The organism is Pseudochrobactrum sp. B5, assembly GCF_001939785.1.
Lineage (GTDB): Bacteria > Pseudomonadota > Alphaproteobacteria > Rhizobiales > Rhizobiaceae > Pseudochrobactrum > Pseudochrobactrum saccharolyticum.
Genome location: NZ_MOYL01000006.1, coordinates 184,779 through 202,111, shown reverse-complemented (window position 1 = coordinate 202,111; position 17,333 = coordinate 184,779). Strand labels below are relative to the sequence as shown.

At 51.8% G+C, this 17,333-nt stretch carries 16 protein-coding genes and 1 other RNA gene; 7 read left to right on the top strand and 10 right to left on the bottom strand.

The window, feature by feature from the left end; all coding sequences use genetic code 11:
• Positions 1-223: 223 nt before the first annotated feature.
• Positions 224-970, bottom strand: a complete 747-nt coding sequence (locus BKD14_RS16615; RefSeq protein WP_022710828.1) for a YebC/PmpR family DNA-binding transcriptional regulator — start codon at positions 968-970, stop codon at positions 224-226.
• 385 nt (positions 971-1,355) lie between these two features.
• Here BKD14_RS16615 and BKD14_RS16610 point away from each other — a divergent pair, with 385 nt between their 5' ends.
• Positions 1,356-2,042 (top strand): GntR family transcriptional regulator, encoded by a 687-nt coding sequence (locus BKD14_RS16610; protein ID WP_075657299.1) that lies wholly within the window; start codon positions 1,356-1,358, stop codon positions 2,040-2,042.
• A 342-nt stretch (positions 2,043-2,384) separates the two neighbouring features.
• Positions 2,385-2,960, top strand: a complete 576-nt coding sequence (locus BKD14_RS16605) for a biotin transporter BioY (RefSeq protein WP_075657298.1) — start codon at positions 2,385-2,387, stop codon at positions 2,958-2,960.
• A gap of 84 nt (positions 2,961-3,044) precedes the next feature.
• On the opposite strand, the gene BKD14_RS16600 is transcribed toward BKD14_RS16605, so the two are convergent.
• The 6 genes from BKD14_RS16600 to BKD14_RS16575 form a co-directional block, all read right to left on the bottom strand.
• Positions 3,045-3,791 (bottom strand): TerC family protein, encoded by a 747-nt coding sequence (locus tag BKD14_RS16600; protein ID WP_075657297.1) that lies wholly within the window; start codon positions 3,789-3,791, stop codon positions 3,045-3,047.
• 389 nt (positions 3,792-4,180) lie between these two features.
• On the bottom strand, positions 4,181-5,005 hold the full coding sequence (locus tag BKD14_RS16595) for a TIGR00282 family metallophosphoesterase (protein WP_075657296.1): 825 nt from the start codon (positions 5,003-5,005) through the stop codon (positions 4,181-4,183).
• Between the two features lie 48 nt (positions 5,006-5,053).
• Positions 5,054-5,644, bottom strand: a complete 591-nt coding sequence (locus tag BKD14_RS16590; RefSeq protein ID WP_075657295.1) for a 5-formyltetrahydrofolate cyclo-ligase — start codon at positions 5,642-5,644, stop codon at positions 5,054-5,056.
• A gap of 193 nt (positions 5,645-5,837) precedes the next feature.
• A non-coding RNA gene (ssrS, locus tag BKD14_RS16585) (6S RNA) lies at positions 5,838-5,996 on the bottom strand.
• A 100-nt stretch (positions 5,997-6,096) separates the two neighbouring features.
• A complete protein-coding gene (locus BKD14_RS16580) occupies positions 6,097-6,462 on the bottom strand; it encodes a cell division protein ZapA (RefSeq protein ID WP_022710822.1) in 366 nt (121 codons plus the stop codon).
• A gap of 85 nt (positions 6,463-6,547) precedes the next feature.
• On the bottom strand, positions 6,548-6,820 hold the full coding sequence (locus BKD14_RS16575; RefSeq protein ID WP_028233611.1) for a DUF4164 domain-containing protein: 273 nt from the start codon (positions 6,818-6,820) through the stop codon (positions 6,548-6,550).
• A 416-nt stretch (positions 6,821-7,236) separates the two neighbouring features.
• On the opposite strand from BKD14_RS16575, the gene tkt reads away from it, so the two are divergent.
• From tkt to BKD14_RS16560, 3 genes are all read left to right on the top strand, one after another.
• Positions 7,237-9,222 (top strand): transketolase, encoded by a 1,986-nt coding sequence (tkt, locus tag BKD14_RS16570; RefSeq protein WP_075657294.1) that lies wholly within the window; start codon positions 7,237-7,239, stop codon positions 9,220-9,222.
• A 96-nt stretch (positions 9,223-9,318) separates the two neighbouring features.
• On the top strand, positions 9,319-10,326 hold the full coding sequence (gene gap / locus BKD14_RS16565) for a type I glyceraldehyde-3-phosphate dehydrogenase (protein WP_075657293.1): 1,008 nt from the start codon (positions 9,319-9,321) through the stop codon (positions 10,324-10,326).
• A gap of 85 nt (positions 10,327-10,411) precedes the next feature.
• Positions 10,412-11,605 carry a phosphoglycerate kinase gene (locus BKD14_RS16560; RefSeq protein WP_075657292.1) on the top strand — a complete coding sequence of 398 codons (1,194 nt, stop codon included), beginning with the start codon at positions 10,412-10,414 and terminating at the stop codon, positions 11,603-11,605.
• A 59-nt stretch (positions 11,606-11,664) separates the two neighbouring features.
• Here the strand turns inward: BKD14_RS16560 and BKD14_RS16555 are convergent, their stop codons facing one another.
• Positions 11,665-12,822, bottom strand: coding sequence for a PQQ-dependent sugar dehydrogenase (locus BKD14_RS16555; protein ID WP_075657362.1), 1,158 nt, complete (start codon positions 12,820-12,822; stop codon positions 11,665-11,667).
• 291 nt (positions 12,823-13,113) lie between these two features.
• Between BKD14_RS16555 and BKD14_RS16550 the strand changes: the two genes are divergently transcribed.
• On the top strand, positions 13,114-14,139 hold the full coding sequence (locus BKD14_RS16550) for a class I fructose-bisphosphate aldolase (protein ID WP_075657291.1): 1,026 nt from the start codon (positions 13,114-13,116) through the stop codon (positions 14,137-14,139).
• A gap of 61 nt (positions 14,140-14,200) precedes the next feature.
• Here BKD14_RS16550 and BKD14_RS19395 read toward each other — a convergent pair whose 3' ends face one another.
• On the bottom strand, positions 14,201-14,368 hold the full coding sequence (locus tag BKD14_RS19395) for a hypothetical protein (RefSeq protein ID WP_022711757.1): 168 nt from the start codon (positions 14,366-14,368) through the stop codon (positions 14,201-14,203).
• Positions 14,369-14,571: 203 nt separating this feature from the next.
• Between BKD14_RS19395 and BKD14_RS16545 the strand changes: the two genes are divergently transcribed.
• Complete coding sequence (locus BKD14_RS16545) at positions 14,572-16,500, top strand: propionyl-CoA synthetase (RefSeq protein WP_075657290.1); 1,929 nt, start codon at positions 14,572-14,574, stop codon at positions 16,498-16,500.
• A gap of 71 nt (positions 16,501-16,571) precedes the next feature.
• On the opposite strand, the gene BKD14_RS16540 is transcribed toward BKD14_RS16545, so the two are convergent.
• Positions 16,572-17,258 carry a DUF1013 domain-containing protein gene (locus BKD14_RS16540; protein ID WP_022709100.1) on the bottom strand — a complete coding sequence of 229 codons (687 nt, stop codon included), beginning with the start codon at positions 17,256-17,258 and terminating at the stop codon, positions 16,572-16,574.
• Between the last annotated feature and the right edge of the window lie 75 nt (positions 17,259-17,333).

The following is a 17,333-nucleotide window of genomic DNA, read 5'->3' as shown; positions in this document are numbered from 1 at the left end:
TGAATCACAGCAATCGCTCTCGATTCTTAGAGTCGTCGCATTTCATTGCCATCAAACTATTCAACCTGACGGTGAAATGCTCCGGCCCGTCTCAGATATGCTCTATCAATTTAGTGTCCCGATTTTACCTGCCAAGGTCAACAGGACGATTATATGGCACAAAAAGCAAAACCTCCGGCAACGTCAGCTGCCGGAGGTTTTAATATTGAGCAAGGAGGCTAAATTATACGCTCAGCTTGGCCAGCACTTCTTCGCTGACTTCAAAATTGGCATAAACGTTCTGCACATCATCATCATCTTCCAGTGTCGAAATCAGACGCAGAACGGACTGTGCCTTTTCTTCATCAACCGGAGCCGAAGTCTGCGGCTTCCAGACTGCCTTGATGGACTCAGCTTCGCCCAACGCGGCTTCAAGCGCTTTGGAAACTTCGCCGAGATCTTCAAAAGCACAGATAATGACGTGGCCCTCTTCATCAGACTGCACGTCTTCAGCACCGGCCTCAATCCCTGCTTCCATAACGGTATCAGCGTCACCGGCAGTAGGCTTATAGACGATCTCGCCAACGCGGGAGAACATGAAGCCCACGGAGCCGGTTTCACCCAGCGCACCGCCGGATTTGGTGAAAGCAGCACGCACATTGGATGCGGTACGGTTGCGGTTGTCTGTCAGCGCCTCAACGATAACGGCCACACCGCCCGGGCCGTAGCCTTCGTAGCGTACTTCATCATAGTTCTCGGAATCGGCACCGGCAGCTTTTTTGATCGCGCGTTCGATATTGTCCTTTGGCATGGACTGCGCTTTAGCGTTCTGAATTGCCAGACGCAGACGCGCATTCATCGACGGATCAGGCAGACCCTGCTTGGCTGCAACGGTAATTTCGCGTGCAAGCTTGGAGAACATTTTCGACCGCATGGCATCCTGTCTGCCTTTGCGGTGCATAATATTTTTAAACTGTGAATGGCCGGCCATAGCACCCCTGTTCAGGTTCTAAAATTTGGGCACGGGATTGAATATGCGGCGCAGCAAGAGCGAGGCATCCGCATTCATCCCTGCGGAATGTGCGCTTTATAAGGAAAATGGTGCGCCACGTCCAGCCACACCACACCGCACTTCTTTGCAGGCTGCGATAATATCGTCTTTTCATTGCAGATGATAGTTTTTTACACCGGTTCCGAGCCCTGCAACTGGACACGCTCTGATATGCGCCTTATCAATAACGTGAATATATTATGCCGCATCCCTGGCATTATACTCATTCTCAAACCTTTATTTGCCCGTACCTTTATTTGAATCCCAGAATGCTCTATCCACGGGCAAGCTCTGAAACTGCCCGTTACACCGGATATAGATTGACGTGACCGAACAGCCAGCCGCACCGCGACAGAAAAACGACACGATAGCCGCACAGATCAGCAAGATTCTGTCGCAGCGTATCATCGCCGGTGAACTGGAACCGGGAGCAAAACTGCGTCAGGATCACATTGCCGATGAGTTCGGCACCAGCCATGTACCGGTGCGCGAGGCTTTTCGCCGTCTTGAAGCGCAGGGGCTTGCCGTGTCTGAGCCGCGCCGTGGTGTGCGTGTCGCTTCATTTTCGCTCGCAGAAATCCGTGAGGTTGCCGAAATGCGTGCAGCGCTGGAAGTGCTGGCACTGCGCCATGCCGCACCGCATCTGACCCGCGCCATTCTGGATGAGGCGGAAGAAGCCACCCATGCCGGTGATAATTCCAGTGATGTGCGCTCATGGGAAGCGGCCAACCGCAAATTTCACCGTCTGCTGATTACACCTTGCGCCATGCCGCGTCTGCTGGCAACGATTGATGATCTGCATGATGCCAGCGCACGCTTTCTGTTCGTCTCATGGCGTGCGGAATGGGAAGCCCGCACCGATCACGACCATCTGGCTATTCTTGCAGCTCTGCGGGACGGCGATGTGGAGCAGGCTGCCAATATTCTCACCCGCCATGTGCAGTGGATTGGCCGCAAGCCGGTAACCAGCCCGTCAGGCAAAGTGCGCGATGCCTTTGCGATTGTCGGGTAAAATAAAACCAATTCCGCATAAATTATCTATAAAATATATCAATTCATAAGTCTCAGAGCAGATGCGGGCAGTTTTAAAACCTGCCCTTGCCCGGCTTGCTGCAATCCGCTCTGTTTACGACCCGTCTATAAACAATTTTACGACAATTCTGTCTGGCCAAGTCGCGCAAATTGACCTAATGATTTTTACGATAGATGCACATTGCAAACTATCTATAATTTTCACCAGAGTGTGTCGCATATCATTTTACCCGCTGCACCCGCTCTCAGTTTTTGTTTATTGCATGATCGTGCCCGTCAAATAAGATCATTTGAATACACATCACGCTATAAGGAGCTTTTCATGTCTCTCGCACATGCAGTTCGCAAACCGGCTTTCAGCCCGCTCAATCTCGACAATCGCAGCGCGGCCATGAAATTATTTGCCGTCATTTCCGGCACCATGATTCTCGCACTGACCTCCCAGATCACAGTGCCTATGCTACCGGTGCCAATCACCCTGCAGACACTGGTTGTTCCACTGATCGGCGCACTCTATGGCTGGCGTCTTGGCGCACTGACCGTGCTTGCATGGCTCGGTGAAGCAGCAATGGGCATGCCTGTTCTTGCTGGCGGCAACGGCACCCTGGCCGCTTTCGCAGGCCCGACAGCCGGTTACCTGTTTGCATTCCCTGTTATCGCAGCCCTCACCGGCTATCTGGCCGAACGCGGCTGGAACGGCAGCAGCCTGCCAAAAGCTTTCGCCGCTTTCCTGACCGCCAATATTCTGGCTCTGGTTCTCGGTGCTGCATGGCTGAGCCAGTCAGTCGGTATTGAAAAAGCTGTACTGGTTGGTGTTACACCATTCCTGATCGGCGCACTGATCAAATCCGCTCTCGGCGCTTCGATCCTGAAAGCTTCTTTCCGTAAAGACGCTTAATAGCTTTTGAGCTTCGGTAAAAATAAAAGCCCCGTTGCAGATCATTGCAACGGGGCTTTTTCATTATGCGGATTTTATACTGATTTACTCAGCAGGCTTATTGCGGCGACGTGCCAGCATATTGAGGATTTCGACCAGCGCCGAGAAGCCCATCGCAGCATAGATATAGCCTTTCGGCACATGATAACCGAAGCCATCGGCAATCAGGGTCATACCGATCATCAGCAGGAAACCCAGCGCCAGCATAACGATTGTCGGGTTCTTACCGATAAAGTGCGACAGCGGGTCAGCAGCAAGCAGCATCACTGTGACAGCACCGACAACAGCAATCACCATGATCACGATCTCATCGGTCATACCAACCGCTGTGATGATACTGTCAACCGAGAAGACCAGATCAAGCAGGAGGATCTGTGTAATTGCAGCACCCATGCTCAATGTCACAACTTTACCTGCACCGGCTTTGGCACCGTCATGAGGATCAACCGTGTGATGAATTTCCTTGGTCGCTTTCCAGACAAGGAACAGACCACCGGCAATCAGAATAATATCGCGCCATGAGAACTGATTACCGAACAGCTCAATCACCGGATCCTTCATCTGTACGATGATGGAAATTGTGAACAACAGTCCGAGACGCAGGATCAACGCAGCACCAATACCGATTTTTCGGGCTTTTGCCTGCTGATGCAGCGGCAGCTTATTGGTGAGGATCGAGATAAAGATCAGATTATCAATGCCGAGAACAATTTCCATGACCAGCAATGTGACCAAGGCAGCCCATCCCGCAGGGCTGTTCAAAAAACCAAAATACTCAGCGAAAAATTCCATTCAGGCGCCCTTTGCGTCGAAGAATTATTGATAGATCTGTAATGTAAGCATATCCGGCAAATACCATGCGGCCTTGCATCAGATAGTGCGCAAAGCCAAAGAGACAGGTGAGCTGCGTCATTTTACTTATGACAAAACAGTTCAAAACTCAGTCCATGTTCCGGTTATAAACCGCCTATACAGGCAATAAAGACTTGAACACGCACAGATATTTTACAATCTCATGAAATCACGAGACAGGCACATGGGAAAAGAATGCCTGTTTTTCAATAAAACAGAAGCCCAACATTTTATTTCTGTCTGAAATATTTCGCATGTTCAGCCAAACAAAAAACCCGCATATCCGTAAAATATGCGGGTCTTATAATTTTATTCAGCAAAACGATACTTCAGCGCCAGAAAGACGGAATGGTTTCTTCAAGCCGCGGCCCGATGCGCAATGGCGCCGCCTTTTCTGCCAGACCTGTACGATCTGAGATTTCAACCCCGATACCGCTGATAGTTGCAGGGCCGCTGGCAGCCTCAAAACGTCCCTTCGGCACTTTGGAAAGAAAACGGTTGAGCGGCTCTTCTTTGTCCATACCCAGCGATGAATCATAATCACCGCACATACCGGCATCAGACATATAGGCCGTACCATTGGTCAGAATCTGGCAGTCAGCAGTCGGGACATGGGTATGTGTTCCCACAACCAGACTGGCGCGACCATCGACGAAATGGCCGAAACACTGCTTTTCACTGGTGGCTTCCGCGTGGAAATCAAAGATCACCGCATCTGCCTGTTCACCAAGCGGGCAGGCTCCGAGAATTTCCTCACCGGCCTTAAACGGATCATCCAGATCAGGATGCATAAAAACGCGCCCCATAATATTGGCGACCAGCACGCGCGCACCGTTCTTAGCAATATAGAGACCGGAACCTTTACCGGCAGTGCCTTTCGGAAAATTCGCAGGGCGCAAAAAGCGATCTTCGCGGCGGGAGAAATCCAGAGCCTCGCGCTGATCCCAGACATGATTGCCGGTGGTCATGACATCGGCACCGGCACGGATGGTCTCATGAAAGATTTCTTCCGTTACCCCGAAGCCACCGGCAGCATTTTCACCGTTAACAACGACAAAATCCAGTTTCAGATCAGAAATCAGACCCGGTAATTTTTCAAAAACTGCTGTGCGACCGGAGCGGCCAACCATATCACCCAAGAAAAGAAAACGCATAGATCCTTCAAACCTGCTTTTGGATTTTCCGCAAATATCACGCAAATATCACACTGGCGATGCCGCAATAAGTCCGGTTTCAGTCAGAATATAATTCAATGCCACATCATGTGGCTCATGGGCTATGTGATCTACCCGTTGGGCATCAAACGCAACACCTATCAGCAGCGGATGCTTATTTTTATGGTGTAAAGCTGCAATTGCACGGTCATAATAGCCCGCACCATAGCCGATCCGATTGCCTGCACGGTCAAATGCCGCCAGCGGAATCAGCATAATATCCGGATCAACAACCGGCGCGTCCGCCGGTGGCCCCATTGTACCAAAGCCCGTCTCAACCAGCGTATCGCCAAATGACAAGGTGCGGAATTCAATGGTCTGCTTATCCAAAATCGCCGGCACACAAAGTGTCATGCCACGCGCTTCAAGCACCCGCATTAATGGTCGCGGATCAATTTCCGAGCGGATCGGCCAGAAACCGGAGACACAGGCCTTCTCAGGCAAAGTTATGCCATTCAGAAAGTTCTGAACAATGGTCTCAGAAGCAGTGTTACGGAAAATTTCAGGGAGAGCATTGCGCGCCTGCAGAACGGATTTTCGCAAATCGGCCTTCTGCATTTTCAGATCACCATCCGCCATGCTCATTTTCCTTCATTTCACACACCTAGAGCGCCGTGTGCCATACTTGGCACACAAAACTCGCTCTAACACTTTAAAATTAGAGCATAATTTCACCTTAAACTGATCCAAGTTTAAGGAATTATGCTCTGAACGCCTCTTCCCGATTAAAACAGAAAGACGCGAAAAAAGGCAAATATGAAAAAGGAAAGAGCGGCGAACCACAGCGACCGATGAAGCGATTGATCCCGGGAACCTACAACGTAGGTGGGCACCATATGAAGAAGCCCTCGAGCCTCCTCAGGGACAGTTCCCTTAGAGATCAATAAGGCCCCGGGGATGTTAAACCTTCTGTCGTGAAGAGCAGTACGCCTGTATTTATTATAGGGATTCTGATGCCCCTGTACCAGAGGGCATTCTCGCGGATACAGATTTTTTTATTCAACTCATCACAATAAATCAGAACTGCCAGATCAAGTGCCGCGTGGTGCAATTTTTTTAGCCAGACCTTCAATCTGATGGGCAGCACGTGCCACTGCCTGTGTCAAAGCGCTGTCGCTTTTATCGGCACGGGACAAGGCATCATCACGGGAGCGGCGCAGCGTTTCCGCTTCATTCTCCAGCCCCTGCAAGCGTTTTTGCAATTCGGCCAGTTCGTCCATCACCATAATACCGGCCATAACGGTCAGGCGCAGATCGCCGATTTCACCGAAAGAGCCTTTGAGATGCATGACATATTGGTCAAAACGGTCAGCCAGACCGGAGAGATGCTCTTCCTGACCCTCGTCACAGGCCATACGATAGGCTTTGCCATCGATTGTCACTGTTACTGTAGCCATGGGACCTCCGTTCTGCCGTTTTTTATTATTTTGCCGTGCAAGCTATAGAACATAAATAGCTGCTAAATTTTGTCCGGCAAGAGCCTCAACGATCGAGAACCGTGCGGATTGTTTCCATAGCTGTTACCAGCCGCCGCGAGACTTCACGATTGGCTGTCTCCAGCCGCTCGGCACGAGCCTCAGACAAATCAAGTTCCTGTGCCAGTTTGGAGCGGTCAGCATTCATACGCTGCACTTCTTCTTCCGCTTCCACAAAGTCCCCCTCTTTTTCAAGCCGTAATTCAACAGCCTGCTCAAGAGTAGTCATTGCTTTTTCCAGTTGTTCAATCGCCTGTCTGAGCGTAATTTCTGAAGCCATATTCTTTCCCTTTGCCGATAACGGCTTTTCAAAATAAGGCCGAATCGTCATGCCGGAAGCGGCAGATTTGCCATCACTTTAATAAGCACAATGCTGTGAAGCAACAAATGTCACACAAAGGCGTTAACTCATACACCATATTTACAACGGGGTTTGACAAGCGCTGTTGTAACTTCAACCGTTTTAAGCGCGCACACTGTGTCGCATGCAGGCCTGAAATCCCCTGTTATACGTGCAGAATGCCAGCGCTTTGTTGACTCTCTTCATGCAAATGTTATGTGTCGCCAACCCTTGCAGCAGAGCTCTTTTTATCTTTTTACTGCAAGTTATGTCCTAATGCTCACAAATCTGCCGATGTCTGAGGCTAACAGCTCTTTACACATTCTGCAGGCACCACAGGAAAGACAGCCGAAACCATGAGTAATTCCGATAAACAGAACCAGATGGCCAACGCAATCCGCTTCCTGTCTGTGGACGCAGTAGAAAAAGCCAATTCGGGCCATCCGGGCCTGCCGATGGGCGCAGCTGATATTGCGACCACGCTTTACACCCGTTTCATGTCCCATGATCCGCAGAACACCACATGGCCTGACCGTGACCGTTTTGTCCTGTCCGCAGGTCACGGTTCGATGCTGCTATACTCCCTGATGTATCTGACCGGCTATGAAGACATCACGCTCGACGAAATCAAAAATTTCCGTCAGCTCGGTCACCGCACCGCAGGTCATCCGGAATTCGGCCATGCTGCCGGTATTGAAACCACAACCGGCCCGCTCGGTCAGGGTATTGCCAACGGCGTTGGTATGGCACTGGCAGAACGTATTCTGAACGCAGAATTCGGTGATGCACTTGTCAACCACCACACTTATGTTCTGGTTGGTGACGGCTGTCTGATGGAAGGTATCAGCCAGGAAGCGATTTCGCTGGCCGGTCACCTCAAGCTCAACCGTCTGATCGTTCTTTGGGATGACAACAATATCTCCATCGACGGTCCGATCTCCCTGTCCGACTCCACCAATCAGTGCGCCCGCTTTGAAGCTTCCGGCTGGAACACGCTGAAAGTTGACGGTCACGATCAGGATGCAATTGCCAAGGCTATTGAATTCGCCAAAGCATCTGACAAGCCAACCATGATCGCCTGTAAAACCACCATCGGTTTTGGTTCGCCGCACAAAGCAGGTACCAGCAAGGTTCACGGTTCGCCGCTCGGCGCAGAAGAAATTGCAGCCACCCGCAAAGCACTCGGCTGGGAATATGAGCCATTTGTTGTCCCGCAGGATGTGCTTGATGCATGGCGTCTGGCCGGCCTGAACTCCGCGAAGAAGCGTATCGAATGGGAAAAGCGCTTTGCTGCCGCTGACGCATCGGTTCGTGCAGAATTTGAACGCCGTATGCGCGGCGATCTGCCAAGCGCCTTCGATCAGGCGATCATCGACTATAAGAAAAAGCTCTCGGAAGATAAGCCGAAGGTTGCCACCCGTAAATCTTCGGAAATGGCTCTGGAAGTTATCAACGGCGTTGTACCGGAAACCATCGGCGGCTCCGCTGACCTTACCGGCTCCAACAACACGCTGACCTCGCAGACCAAGCCGATTACACCGGATAATTACCATGGCCGTTTCGTGCATTACGGTATCCGTGAGCTCGGTATGTCCGCTGCAATGAACGGTATGGCGCTGCATGGCGGTGTTATCCCTTATTCCGGCACCTTCCTCTGCTTCTCCGACTATGCACGTCCGGCCATGCGTCTGTCCTCACTGATGGGCATCCGCGTTGCTTATGTCATGACCCATGATTCCATCGGTCTTGGTGAAGACGGCCCGACACACCAGCCGGTTGAACATCTGGCTGCATTGCGCGCTATTCCGAACCATTTCGTATTCCGTCCGGCTGATGCGGTTGAAACTGCAGAATGCTGGCAGATTGCGCTGAACTCAACCAAAACACCGTCGACACTGGCTCTGACCCGTCAGAACCTGCCGACCGTGCGCACCCAGCACGATGATGACAATCTCTGCGCATATGGTGCCTATGAACTGGCGACCGCTTCGGATGATGCAAAAGTCACCATCTTCGCCACCGGTTCCGAAGTTGAAATCGCGCTCAATGCCCGCACACAGCTGGAAGCCAAAGGTATTCCGACCCGCGTAGTCTCCGTTCCTTGCTTTGAGCTGTTTGAAAACCAGACAGCAGCCTATCAGAAAGCACTGATCGGCAATGCGCCGGTACGTATTGCGGTTGAAGCAGCAATTTCCATGGGCTGGGAACGCTTCATCGGCGAAAACGGCACATTCATCGGTATGAAGGGCTTCGGCGCTTCCGGCCCGATCAATGATCTCTACAAGCATTTCGGCATCACTGCAGAAGCTGTGGTTGCCGCAGCAGAAGCCAAGCTGGGTTAATTTATCAGGAGTAATCAGGTGACCTGATTACTCCTTTTTCTCTCTCAGCCTGCAAAAGCAGACTGAAAAACATCGAACAGTTTCGGGAGTCATAATATGGCAGTTCGCGTCGCTATTAACGGTTTTGGTCGTATCGGCCGTAACGTCCTGCGCGCCATCATCGAATCGGGTCGTACCGATATCGAAGTTGTAGCAATCAACGATCTGGGTCCGGTTGAAACCAATGCGCATCTGCTGCGCTATGACAGCGTTCACGGCCGTTTTCCGGCAGAAGTGACTGTCAAAGGCGACACCATTAATGTTGGCCGCGGCGCGATGAAAGTTCACGCTGTGCGCAATCCTGCTGAACTGCCATGGGCGGCTGAAGGCGTGGACATTGCTCTGGAATGCACCGGTATTTTCGCAACCCGCGATAAAGCCGCTGCTCATCTGGAAGCCGGTGCCAAGCGCGTTATCGTTTCCGCACCTGCGGACAATGCTGACCTGACAGTTGTTTACGGTGTCAACCATGACAAGCTGAGCAAAGATCATCTGGTCATTTCCAACGCTTCCTGCACCACCAACTGCCTTGCACCGGTGGCTCAGGTTCTCAATGACGCAATCGGCATTGAAAAAGGCTTCATGACCACGATCCACTCCTATACCGGTGACCAGCCGACGCTGGATACCATGCATAAAGATCTGTATCGTGCCCGCGCTGCTGCCCTGTCGATGATCCCGACTTCAACCGGTGCGGCTAAAGCTGTTGGTCTGGTTCTGCCGGAACTCAAAGGCAAGCTCGACGGCGTTGCAATCCGCGTACCAACCCCGAATGTTTCCGTTGTTGACCTGACATTTGAAGCAAAACGCTCCACAACTGTTGAAGAAATCAACAATGCAATCCGCGAAGCTGCCAATGGCCGCCTCAAAGGCATTCTCGGCTTTACTGATGAGCCGCTGGTTTCCATCGACTTCAACCACAACCCGCATTCATCCGTATTCCATATGGATCAGACCAAAGTTATGGACGGCACCATGGTGCGTATCCTGACCTGGTACGACAATGAGTGGGGCTTCTCAAACCGCATGAGCGATACTGCGGTTGCGCTTGGCAAGCTGATCTAAGCATCTGCTCGGACCAAATATGCCGAAGCCGCGTGACCTCACTGGACGCGCGGCTTTTTTATTCCGCAAAAACCGGAGACCTCTTATGAATTTCCGCACTCTTAAAGACGCAGATGTTGCTTCAAAACGCGTGCTTGTCCGCGTTGACCTGAACGTACCTATGCAGGACGGCAAAGTCTCGGATACCACCCGTATCGACCGCATTATTCCGACCATCAATGCTTTGCGTGAGCGTGGCGCCAAAGTCATTTTGCTTGCGCATTTCGGTCGCCCGAAAGGCGAAGTGAAGGCTGAATTCTCGCTGGAACAGATCGTGCCAGCTTTGGCACATGCGGTTAAGCATCATGTTGCTTTCGCCAAAGATTGCATTGGTGATGCAGCCGCTGCAGCCGTTAACGCCATGAAAGACGGCGATGTTCTGCTCCTTGAAAACACCCGTTTTCACAAAGGCGAAGAAAAGAACGATGCCGATTTCGTCAAGGCGCTCGCTGCCAATGGCGATATCTATGTCAATGATGCTTTCTCGGCTGCGCACCGCGCCCATGCCTCGACCGAAGGTCTGGCACATGTTCTGCCTGCTTTTGCCGGTCTGACCATGGAAGCCGAGCTGACTGCATTGGAAAAAGGTCTCGGCCAGCCAGCCCGTCCGGTAATCGCGATTGTCGGCGGTGCCAAAGTTTCCACCAAGATCGACCTGCTTTCCAACCTTGTTGAAAAGGTTGATGCTCTGGTGATCGGCGGCGGTATGGCCAATACTTTCCTTGCAGCACAAGGTCACAATGTCGGTAAATCGCTCTGCGAACATGATCTGGCCGATACAGCCCGTGCGATCATGGCAAAAGCGGATAGCGCCAATTGCGCGATTATTTTGCCGGTTGATGCTGTGGTTGCATGGCATTTTGCAGCGGATGCCCCGCACCAGAATTATGGTGTGGATGCAATCCCGCATGACGGCATGATGCTGGATGTGGGCCCGCTCTCGGTTGACCGCATCAATGCGGCAATCAGCGATGCTTCCACACTGGTCTGGAACGGCCCGCTCGGTGCTTTTGAACTGCATCCTTTTGATGCGGCAACCGTATCCGCCGCCAAACATGCGGCTGAACGCACCAAACAGGGCAAGCTGGTTTCCGTTGCCGGCGGCGGTGATACTGTTGCAGCGCTGAACCACGCCAAAGTCAGCGATGACTTCTCCTATGTCTCCACCGCAGGCGGCGCTTTCCTTGAATGGATGGAAGGCAAACCGCTTCCGGGCGTAGACGTGCTGAAAGCCAAATAAGACATATCCGAAAATCAAAAAAGCCTGCTGATTTCAGCGGGCTTTTTTTTAATGTTCACTCATTTCGGTGTGAGGCGTAGTAACCGCCCCGGAATATCATCTTCGATCACATAGACGGAACCGTCATTGGCAATCGCCACATCGCGGATACGGTTTTCCATATCATAGCGCTCCGCTTCATCAGCACTGCCATCCTCTTTGAACTCAACCCGTATCAAAGCCATGGAAGCAAGGCCGCCGATCAGCGCCGAGCCTTTCCAGTTTTTGAACAATACGCCTTCATAAAAAGCGAGCCCTGCTGGGGCAATCACCGGTGTCCAGTAAACAACCGGCGGTTCAAATTCCGGCCGCGTATCATGGTGCGGGATCGGCTCACCACTATATTGCGTGCCATTCGACACCACCGGCCAGCCGTAATTCAAGCCCTGTTTAATCAGGTTCAGCTCATCCCCGCCTTTGGGGCCCATTTCATGCAGCCATAATTTGCCATCAGGCGCAAAAGCCAGTCCGTAAGGATTGCGATGGCCGGTTGTCCATGTCAGCGCCCGTGCATTATCCTCATCCTGCCCTGCCAGATCGGCACGCGGATTATCCTGCGGCACAGAACCGTCGCGGTTAAAACGCAGCACTTTACCCAGAGCCAGTTTCGGATCTTGCGCAGTTTTCGGGTTCATCCGGTCACCGGAGCTTAAATACAGATATTTTCCGTCCGGTGAGAAAGCGATAATGCCGCCCGGTTGCCCCCATTTGCTTTTCGGCAACTGCCGCCACATCACAGTCAGGTCATCGAGCGAAGCTTTGCCATCCTTTTCGTTCAATTTTGCCCGTGCCAGCACCAGCGAACTGACAATATCTTTCCCGCTGCGTTCCGGTTCGGCATAGGTGAAATAGACCAGCCGATCAGAGTCAAAATCCGGTGAAACAGCAATATCCAGCAGGCCGTTCTGCCCTTCAAAAGACACGGCAGGCACATTGCTGACTTCGGTCTTTTTACCGGCCCGATCCGTCAGAAAAATATGTCCGGCTTTTTCCGTTACCAGCAGACGCTGATCCGGTAAAAAAGCAATCGCCCAAGGCGTATTAAATTCGGCAATTTCCTGCACTTTAAACGGATTTTCAGCAACCGCTGCGCGGCCACCGGCATTAACAGATTGGGATGCAAAAACCGGCGGACTGAACAGGCTGGCAGCTATTGCAGAGGCCAGAAAATAACGAATGCCTGCATGTTTCAGACCTGTAATCTTGACGCGTCCGTTCAGCACGCTCTCCCCCTTGACCGGTTGATTATGACTGGCTGTATCAAACGCAATCCGGCGGCTGTTGACAAGTCTGTTGTGCAGATAAACTTATCCGGTAATTTTAACCAGTTTTAAGAAAACTTGTCCGAACTTAATCGGTTAAAATTAATTCAATCGGTTCAAGTGCTTGGCACAGTATTTGTTTTATCCGGCACATCTGCTATCGGCTGGGTACCAATTTCCAACGCCCTTCTTAACACGGAGTTTTTTATGAGCGAACGTCTCGAAGATATTGCAGTTGCCATGGTAGCAAAAGGCAAAGGCATTCTTGCCGCCGATGAAAGCTCCGGTACTATCAAGAAGCGCTTTGACAGCATCAATCTGACTTCGACAGAAGATGCGCGCCGCGATTACCGCGAAATGCTGTTCCGCGCAGATGATGCGATGAAGAACTACATCTCCGGCGTTATTCTCTATGATGAAACCCTGCGCCAGAGCGCCCGTGACGGTACTCGTCTTGCAGACCTCATCAAAGCAGCCGGCTCTATCCCGGGTATCAAGGTTGATGCCGGTGCCAAGTCTCTAGCCGGTTTTGCTGACGAAACCATCACCGAAGGTCTTGATGGCCTGCGTGAACGCCTGAATGAATATTACGAACTCGGCGCACGTTTTGCCAAATGGCGCGGCGTTATCGCAATTTCCGACAAGCTGCCGACATGGGGCGCAGTGCGTCAGAATGCACAGGCACTGGCTCGCTATGCAGCTCTGTGTCAGGAAGCCGGTATCGTGCCAATCGTTGAGCCGGAAATCCTGATGGACGGCGTACCGGGCGACCATTCGATTGAGCGTTGCTATGAAGTGACCGATCTGGTTCTGAAAACCGTTTTCAACGAACTCTATGATGCCCGCGTTAAGCTTGAAGGTATGATCCTCAAGCCAAACATGGTTATCGACGGTAAGAACGCCCGTAAAGCTTCTGTTGAACAGGTCGCAGAACTCACCGTTCGCGTGCTGAAAGCCAATGTTCCTTCCGCAGTTCCGGGCATTGCATTCCTCTCCGGCGGCCAGTCGGATGTTGAAGCAACTGCACATCTCTCCGCAATGAATGCCGGTTATGATATGCCTTGGAACCTGACCTTCTCCTATGGTCGCGCTCTGCAGGCTGCTGCTATCAAGGCATGGGGCGGTAAAGACGAAAACGTTCCTGCAGCACAGGCTGCCTTCACCCATCGCGCCCGTATGAACGGCCTTGCCGCGACCGGCGCATGGACTGAAGCACAGGAAAAGAATGCTTAATCAGTTTTCTTATTAAATTAAAAAGCCCGCGTTAAACGCGGGCTTTTTTTATATCGGACCTTTAATAACCGGTATGAGCCTGCAGCAAGACTGTAATCATCATCACGGCAATGGCCGCAACGGCAATTTTCCAAAAATCACTGCGCCGCTTCAGTCCCGGCAGTCCCAATGGCTTCAGCAGATGCAATCCCATCAGGATCAGCAATAAAACCGGTGCAATCTTTGCCATTGCGCATCCTCTGAATATTATTGCGGCCTGACTTGTATCTTGCCCCCTCTTTAGTCGAATGGACGTCACTTTAACAGTGTGGATTAATATCAGCTGAGGAGAATGGCGTAGTTTATATTTTTCAAAACCGCACAAAGATCCGGTTAAAGTTATTCTGCGCCTGAGAGGTGCAAGCACAGCTTGCATTGCAATGGGAGGAATACATGACTTCGGCTTATCCCGAAATTTATCAGGCATGGAAAAATGATCCCCAAACTTTCTGGGGCAAGGCATCCGCACTTATCGACTGGTATAAACCAGCGACAAAAATCTTTGACCCTGAACAAGGCCCTTACGGACGGTGGTTTGCAGGCGCTGAATGCAACACCTGCTACAATATGCTCGATCGTCATATTGAGGCCGGTCGCGGTGATGTTCCCGCTATTCTCTATGACAGTCCTGTCAGCGGCCAGAAGGCTCGTTTCACCTATAGCGAGACTCTGGAACAGGTGATGCGGCTCAGCGCCGTGATGCAGGATTTCGGCATTCAAAAAGGCGATCGGGTGCTGATTTATATGCCCATGGTGCCACAGGCATTATTTGCCATGATGGCCTGTGCCCGCCTCGGTGCAATTCATTCTGTGGTTTTTGGCGGCTTTTCCGCTGACGAGCTGGCGGCACGTATTGATGATGCCACCCCTGCCCTGATTATTGCCAGCTCCTGCGGGCTGGAAGCCAATAAGACAGTCAGCTACAAACCGCTGCTCGACAAAGCGATCACCACAGCCAAACATCAGGTAAAGCATTGCCTGATCCATCAGCGCGAACAATGCCGCTGCGAGCTCATCACAGGCCGCGATCACGACTTTACAAAGCTTTGCGAACAGGCCGCAGGACGTGATGTGCCTTGCACATCCGTTGCCGCCACTGACCCGCTCTATATTCTCTACACTTCCGGTACCACTGGTAAGCCCAAGGGCGTTGTGCGCGATAATGGCGGCTATATGGTTGCGCTCGCATGGTCGATGGGCGCACTTTATGGCATTCAGGCAGGGGATATTTTCTGGACAGCATCGGATATCGGCTGGGTGGTCGGCCATTCCTATATTGTCTATGCTCCGCTGCTGATCGGCACCACAACAGTGCTATTTGAAGGCAAACCTGTCGGCACGCCCGATGCCGGTACATTCTGGCGCGTGGTTGCCGAGCACAAGGTGAAAGTGCTTTTCACTGCACCAACCGCTTTGCGCGCGATTAAGCGAGAAGACCCCGAAGGCAAGCTGCTGCATCAATATGATCTCTCCAGCCTTGAAGCACTTTATCTCGCCGGAGAGCGTGCAGACCCGAATACGCTGGAATGGGCAGAGCAGATGCTCAACCGCCCTGTGATTGACCACTGGTGGCAAACTGAAACCGGCTGGCCGATTGCCGGTAATCCGCGCGGGCTTGGTATGTTGCCGGTCAAACATGGCTCAACTTGCGTGCCGATGCCAGGCTATGATGTGCAGGTACTGGATGATGCAGGCCATCCGGCGAAAACCGGTGAGCTTGGCAATATTGTCATCAAACTGCCGATGCCGCCCGGTTGTCTGCCAACTTTATGGCAGGCCGACCAGCGCTTCCATGAAGCCTATCTTGATGAATTCAAAGGCTATTATAAATCCGCTGATGCCGGTTACATGGATGAAGACGGCTATATTTTCATCATGAGCCGTACTGATGACATCATCAATGTTGCGGGACATCGCCTATCCACTGGCTCGATGGAAGAGGTGATTGCCGGTCACCCACAGGTCGCAGAATGTGCGGTAATCGGCATTGCCGATAAGCTCAAAGGGCAAATCCCTTGCGGCTTTATCGTGCTCAAGGCCGGTGTGACGCAAGCCCATAGTGAGATTGAAGCAGAATGTGTGGAACGGGTACGCGATCAGATCGGGCCTGTTGCCGCTCTGCGCACAGTTCTGACAGTCAACAAATTACCCAAAACCCGCTCTGGCAAAATCCTGCGCTCCACCATGCAAAAAATCGCTGACCACGAGCCATGGAAAATGCCTGCCACGATTGAAGATCCGCAGACACTGGATGATATCCGTGACTGCCTTCATCAACGTGGCATCGGCACCTGCTCCGAAGCAACAAAACCTGCGGCCTGACAATTATCAGATACAAAAAAGCCGCCGGAGATGATCCGGCGGCTTTTTAAAACTACAAATATAAAGAGATCTTACAGATCGTCTTCTTCGTCTTCCGGTGCGCTCTTCATCGAAGAAAGCTTGGCGAAGACTTTATCCGCATCCAGCTCATCCGATTCGTCATTGCGGCTGTAATCCAGATTTTCTGTTGCCGATGCCGGCAGCAATGTATCACCGGATTCCGGCTCAATCGGACGATTGCGCGCTGCGCGGTCAACTTCGATATCCAGATCAATCTGCGAGCAGAGACCCAGTGTTACCGGATCCATCGGCTGAAGATTGGCCGAGTTCCAGTGAGTGCGGTCGCGAATCTGTTCGATGGTGGATTTGGTGGTGCCGATCAGACGGGAAATCTGGGCATCTTTCAGTTCCGGATGATTACGCACCAGCCAGAGAATCGCATTCGGACGATCCTGACGCTTGGACAAAGGCGTATAACGCGGGCCTTTACGTTTGGCTTCCGGTACACGCACTTTTGGTTCGGACAGTTTCAGACGGTAATTAATGTCTTTTTCAGCCCGTGCGATTTCTTCACGGGAAAGCTGGCCGGTGATGACCGGATCAAGACCCTTGATACCCTGTGCAGCTTCACCATCCGCAATCGCTTTCACTTCAAGCACATGCAGTTTGCAGAAAGTTGCAATCTGGTCAAAAGACAGAGCAGTATTATCGACAAGCCATACGGCTGTTGCCTTAGGCATAAGAAGCTGAGTGGCCATAAGATATAATCCTCTCGTTCGCCCGCTCCGGTAGCGCGGGACGTGGGGTAAACCACAATTTCCGGGAATTCGTTC

Bases quoted from the DNA above. Each gene is read 5' to 3' on its own strand.
- BKD14_RS16590 (WP_075657295.1), bottom strand. From the start codon at position 5,644: ATGGCGGATGGTGATCTGAAAATGCAGAAGGCCGATTTGCGAAAATCC.
- BKD14_RS16560 (WP_075657292.1), top strand. From the start codon at position 10,412: ATGAATTTCCGCACTCTTAAAGACGCAGATGTTGCTTCAAAACGCGTG.
- BKD14_RS16605 (WP_075657298.1), top strand. From the start codon at position 2,385: ATGTCTCTCGCACATGCAGTTCGCAAACCGGCTTTCAGCCCGCTCAAT.
- BKD14_RS16575 (WP_028233611.1), bottom strand. From the start codon at position 6,820: ATGGCTTCAGAAATTACGCTCAGACAGGCGATTGAACAACTGGAAAAA.
- BKD14_RS16600 (WP_075657297.1), bottom strand. From the start codon at position 3,791: ATGGAATTTTTCGCTGAGTATTTTGGTTTTTTGAACAGCCCTGCGGGA.
- tkt (WP_075657294.1), top strand. From the start codon at position 7,237: ATGAGTAATTCCGATAAACAGAACCAGATGGCCAACGCAATCCGCTTC.
- BKD14_RS16550 (WP_075657291.1), top strand. From the start codon at position 13,114: ATGAGCGAACGTCTCGAAGATATTGCAGTTGCCATGGTAGCAAAAGGC.
- BKD14_RS16615 (WP_022710828.1), bottom strand. From the start codon at position 970: ATGGCCGGCCATTCACAGTTTAAAAATATTATGCACCGCAAAGGCAGA.
- gap (WP_075657293.1), top strand. From the start codon at position 9,319: ATGGCAGTTCGCGTCGCTATTAACGGTTTTGGTCGTATCGGCCGTAAC.
- BKD14_RS16595 (WP_075657296.1), bottom strand. From the start codon at position 5,005: ATGCGTTTTCTTTTCTTGGGTGATATGGTTGGCCGCTCCGGTCGCACA.
- BKD14_RS16580 (WP_022710822.1), bottom strand. From the start codon at position 6,462: ATGGCTACAGTAACAGTGACAATCGATGGCAAAGCCTATCGTATGGCC.
- BKD14_RS16540 (WP_022709100.1), bottom strand. From the start codon at position 17,258: ATGGCCACTCAGCTTCTTATGCCTAAGGCAACAGCCGTATGGCTTGTC.
- BKD14_RS16545 (WP_075657290.1), top strand. From the start codon at position 14,572: ATGACTTCGGCTTATCCCGAAATTTATCAGGCATGGAAAAATGATCCC.
- BKD14_RS19395 (WP_022711757.1), bottom strand. From the start codon at position 14,368: ATGGCAAAGATTGCACCGGTTTTATTGCTGATCCTGATGGGATTGCAT.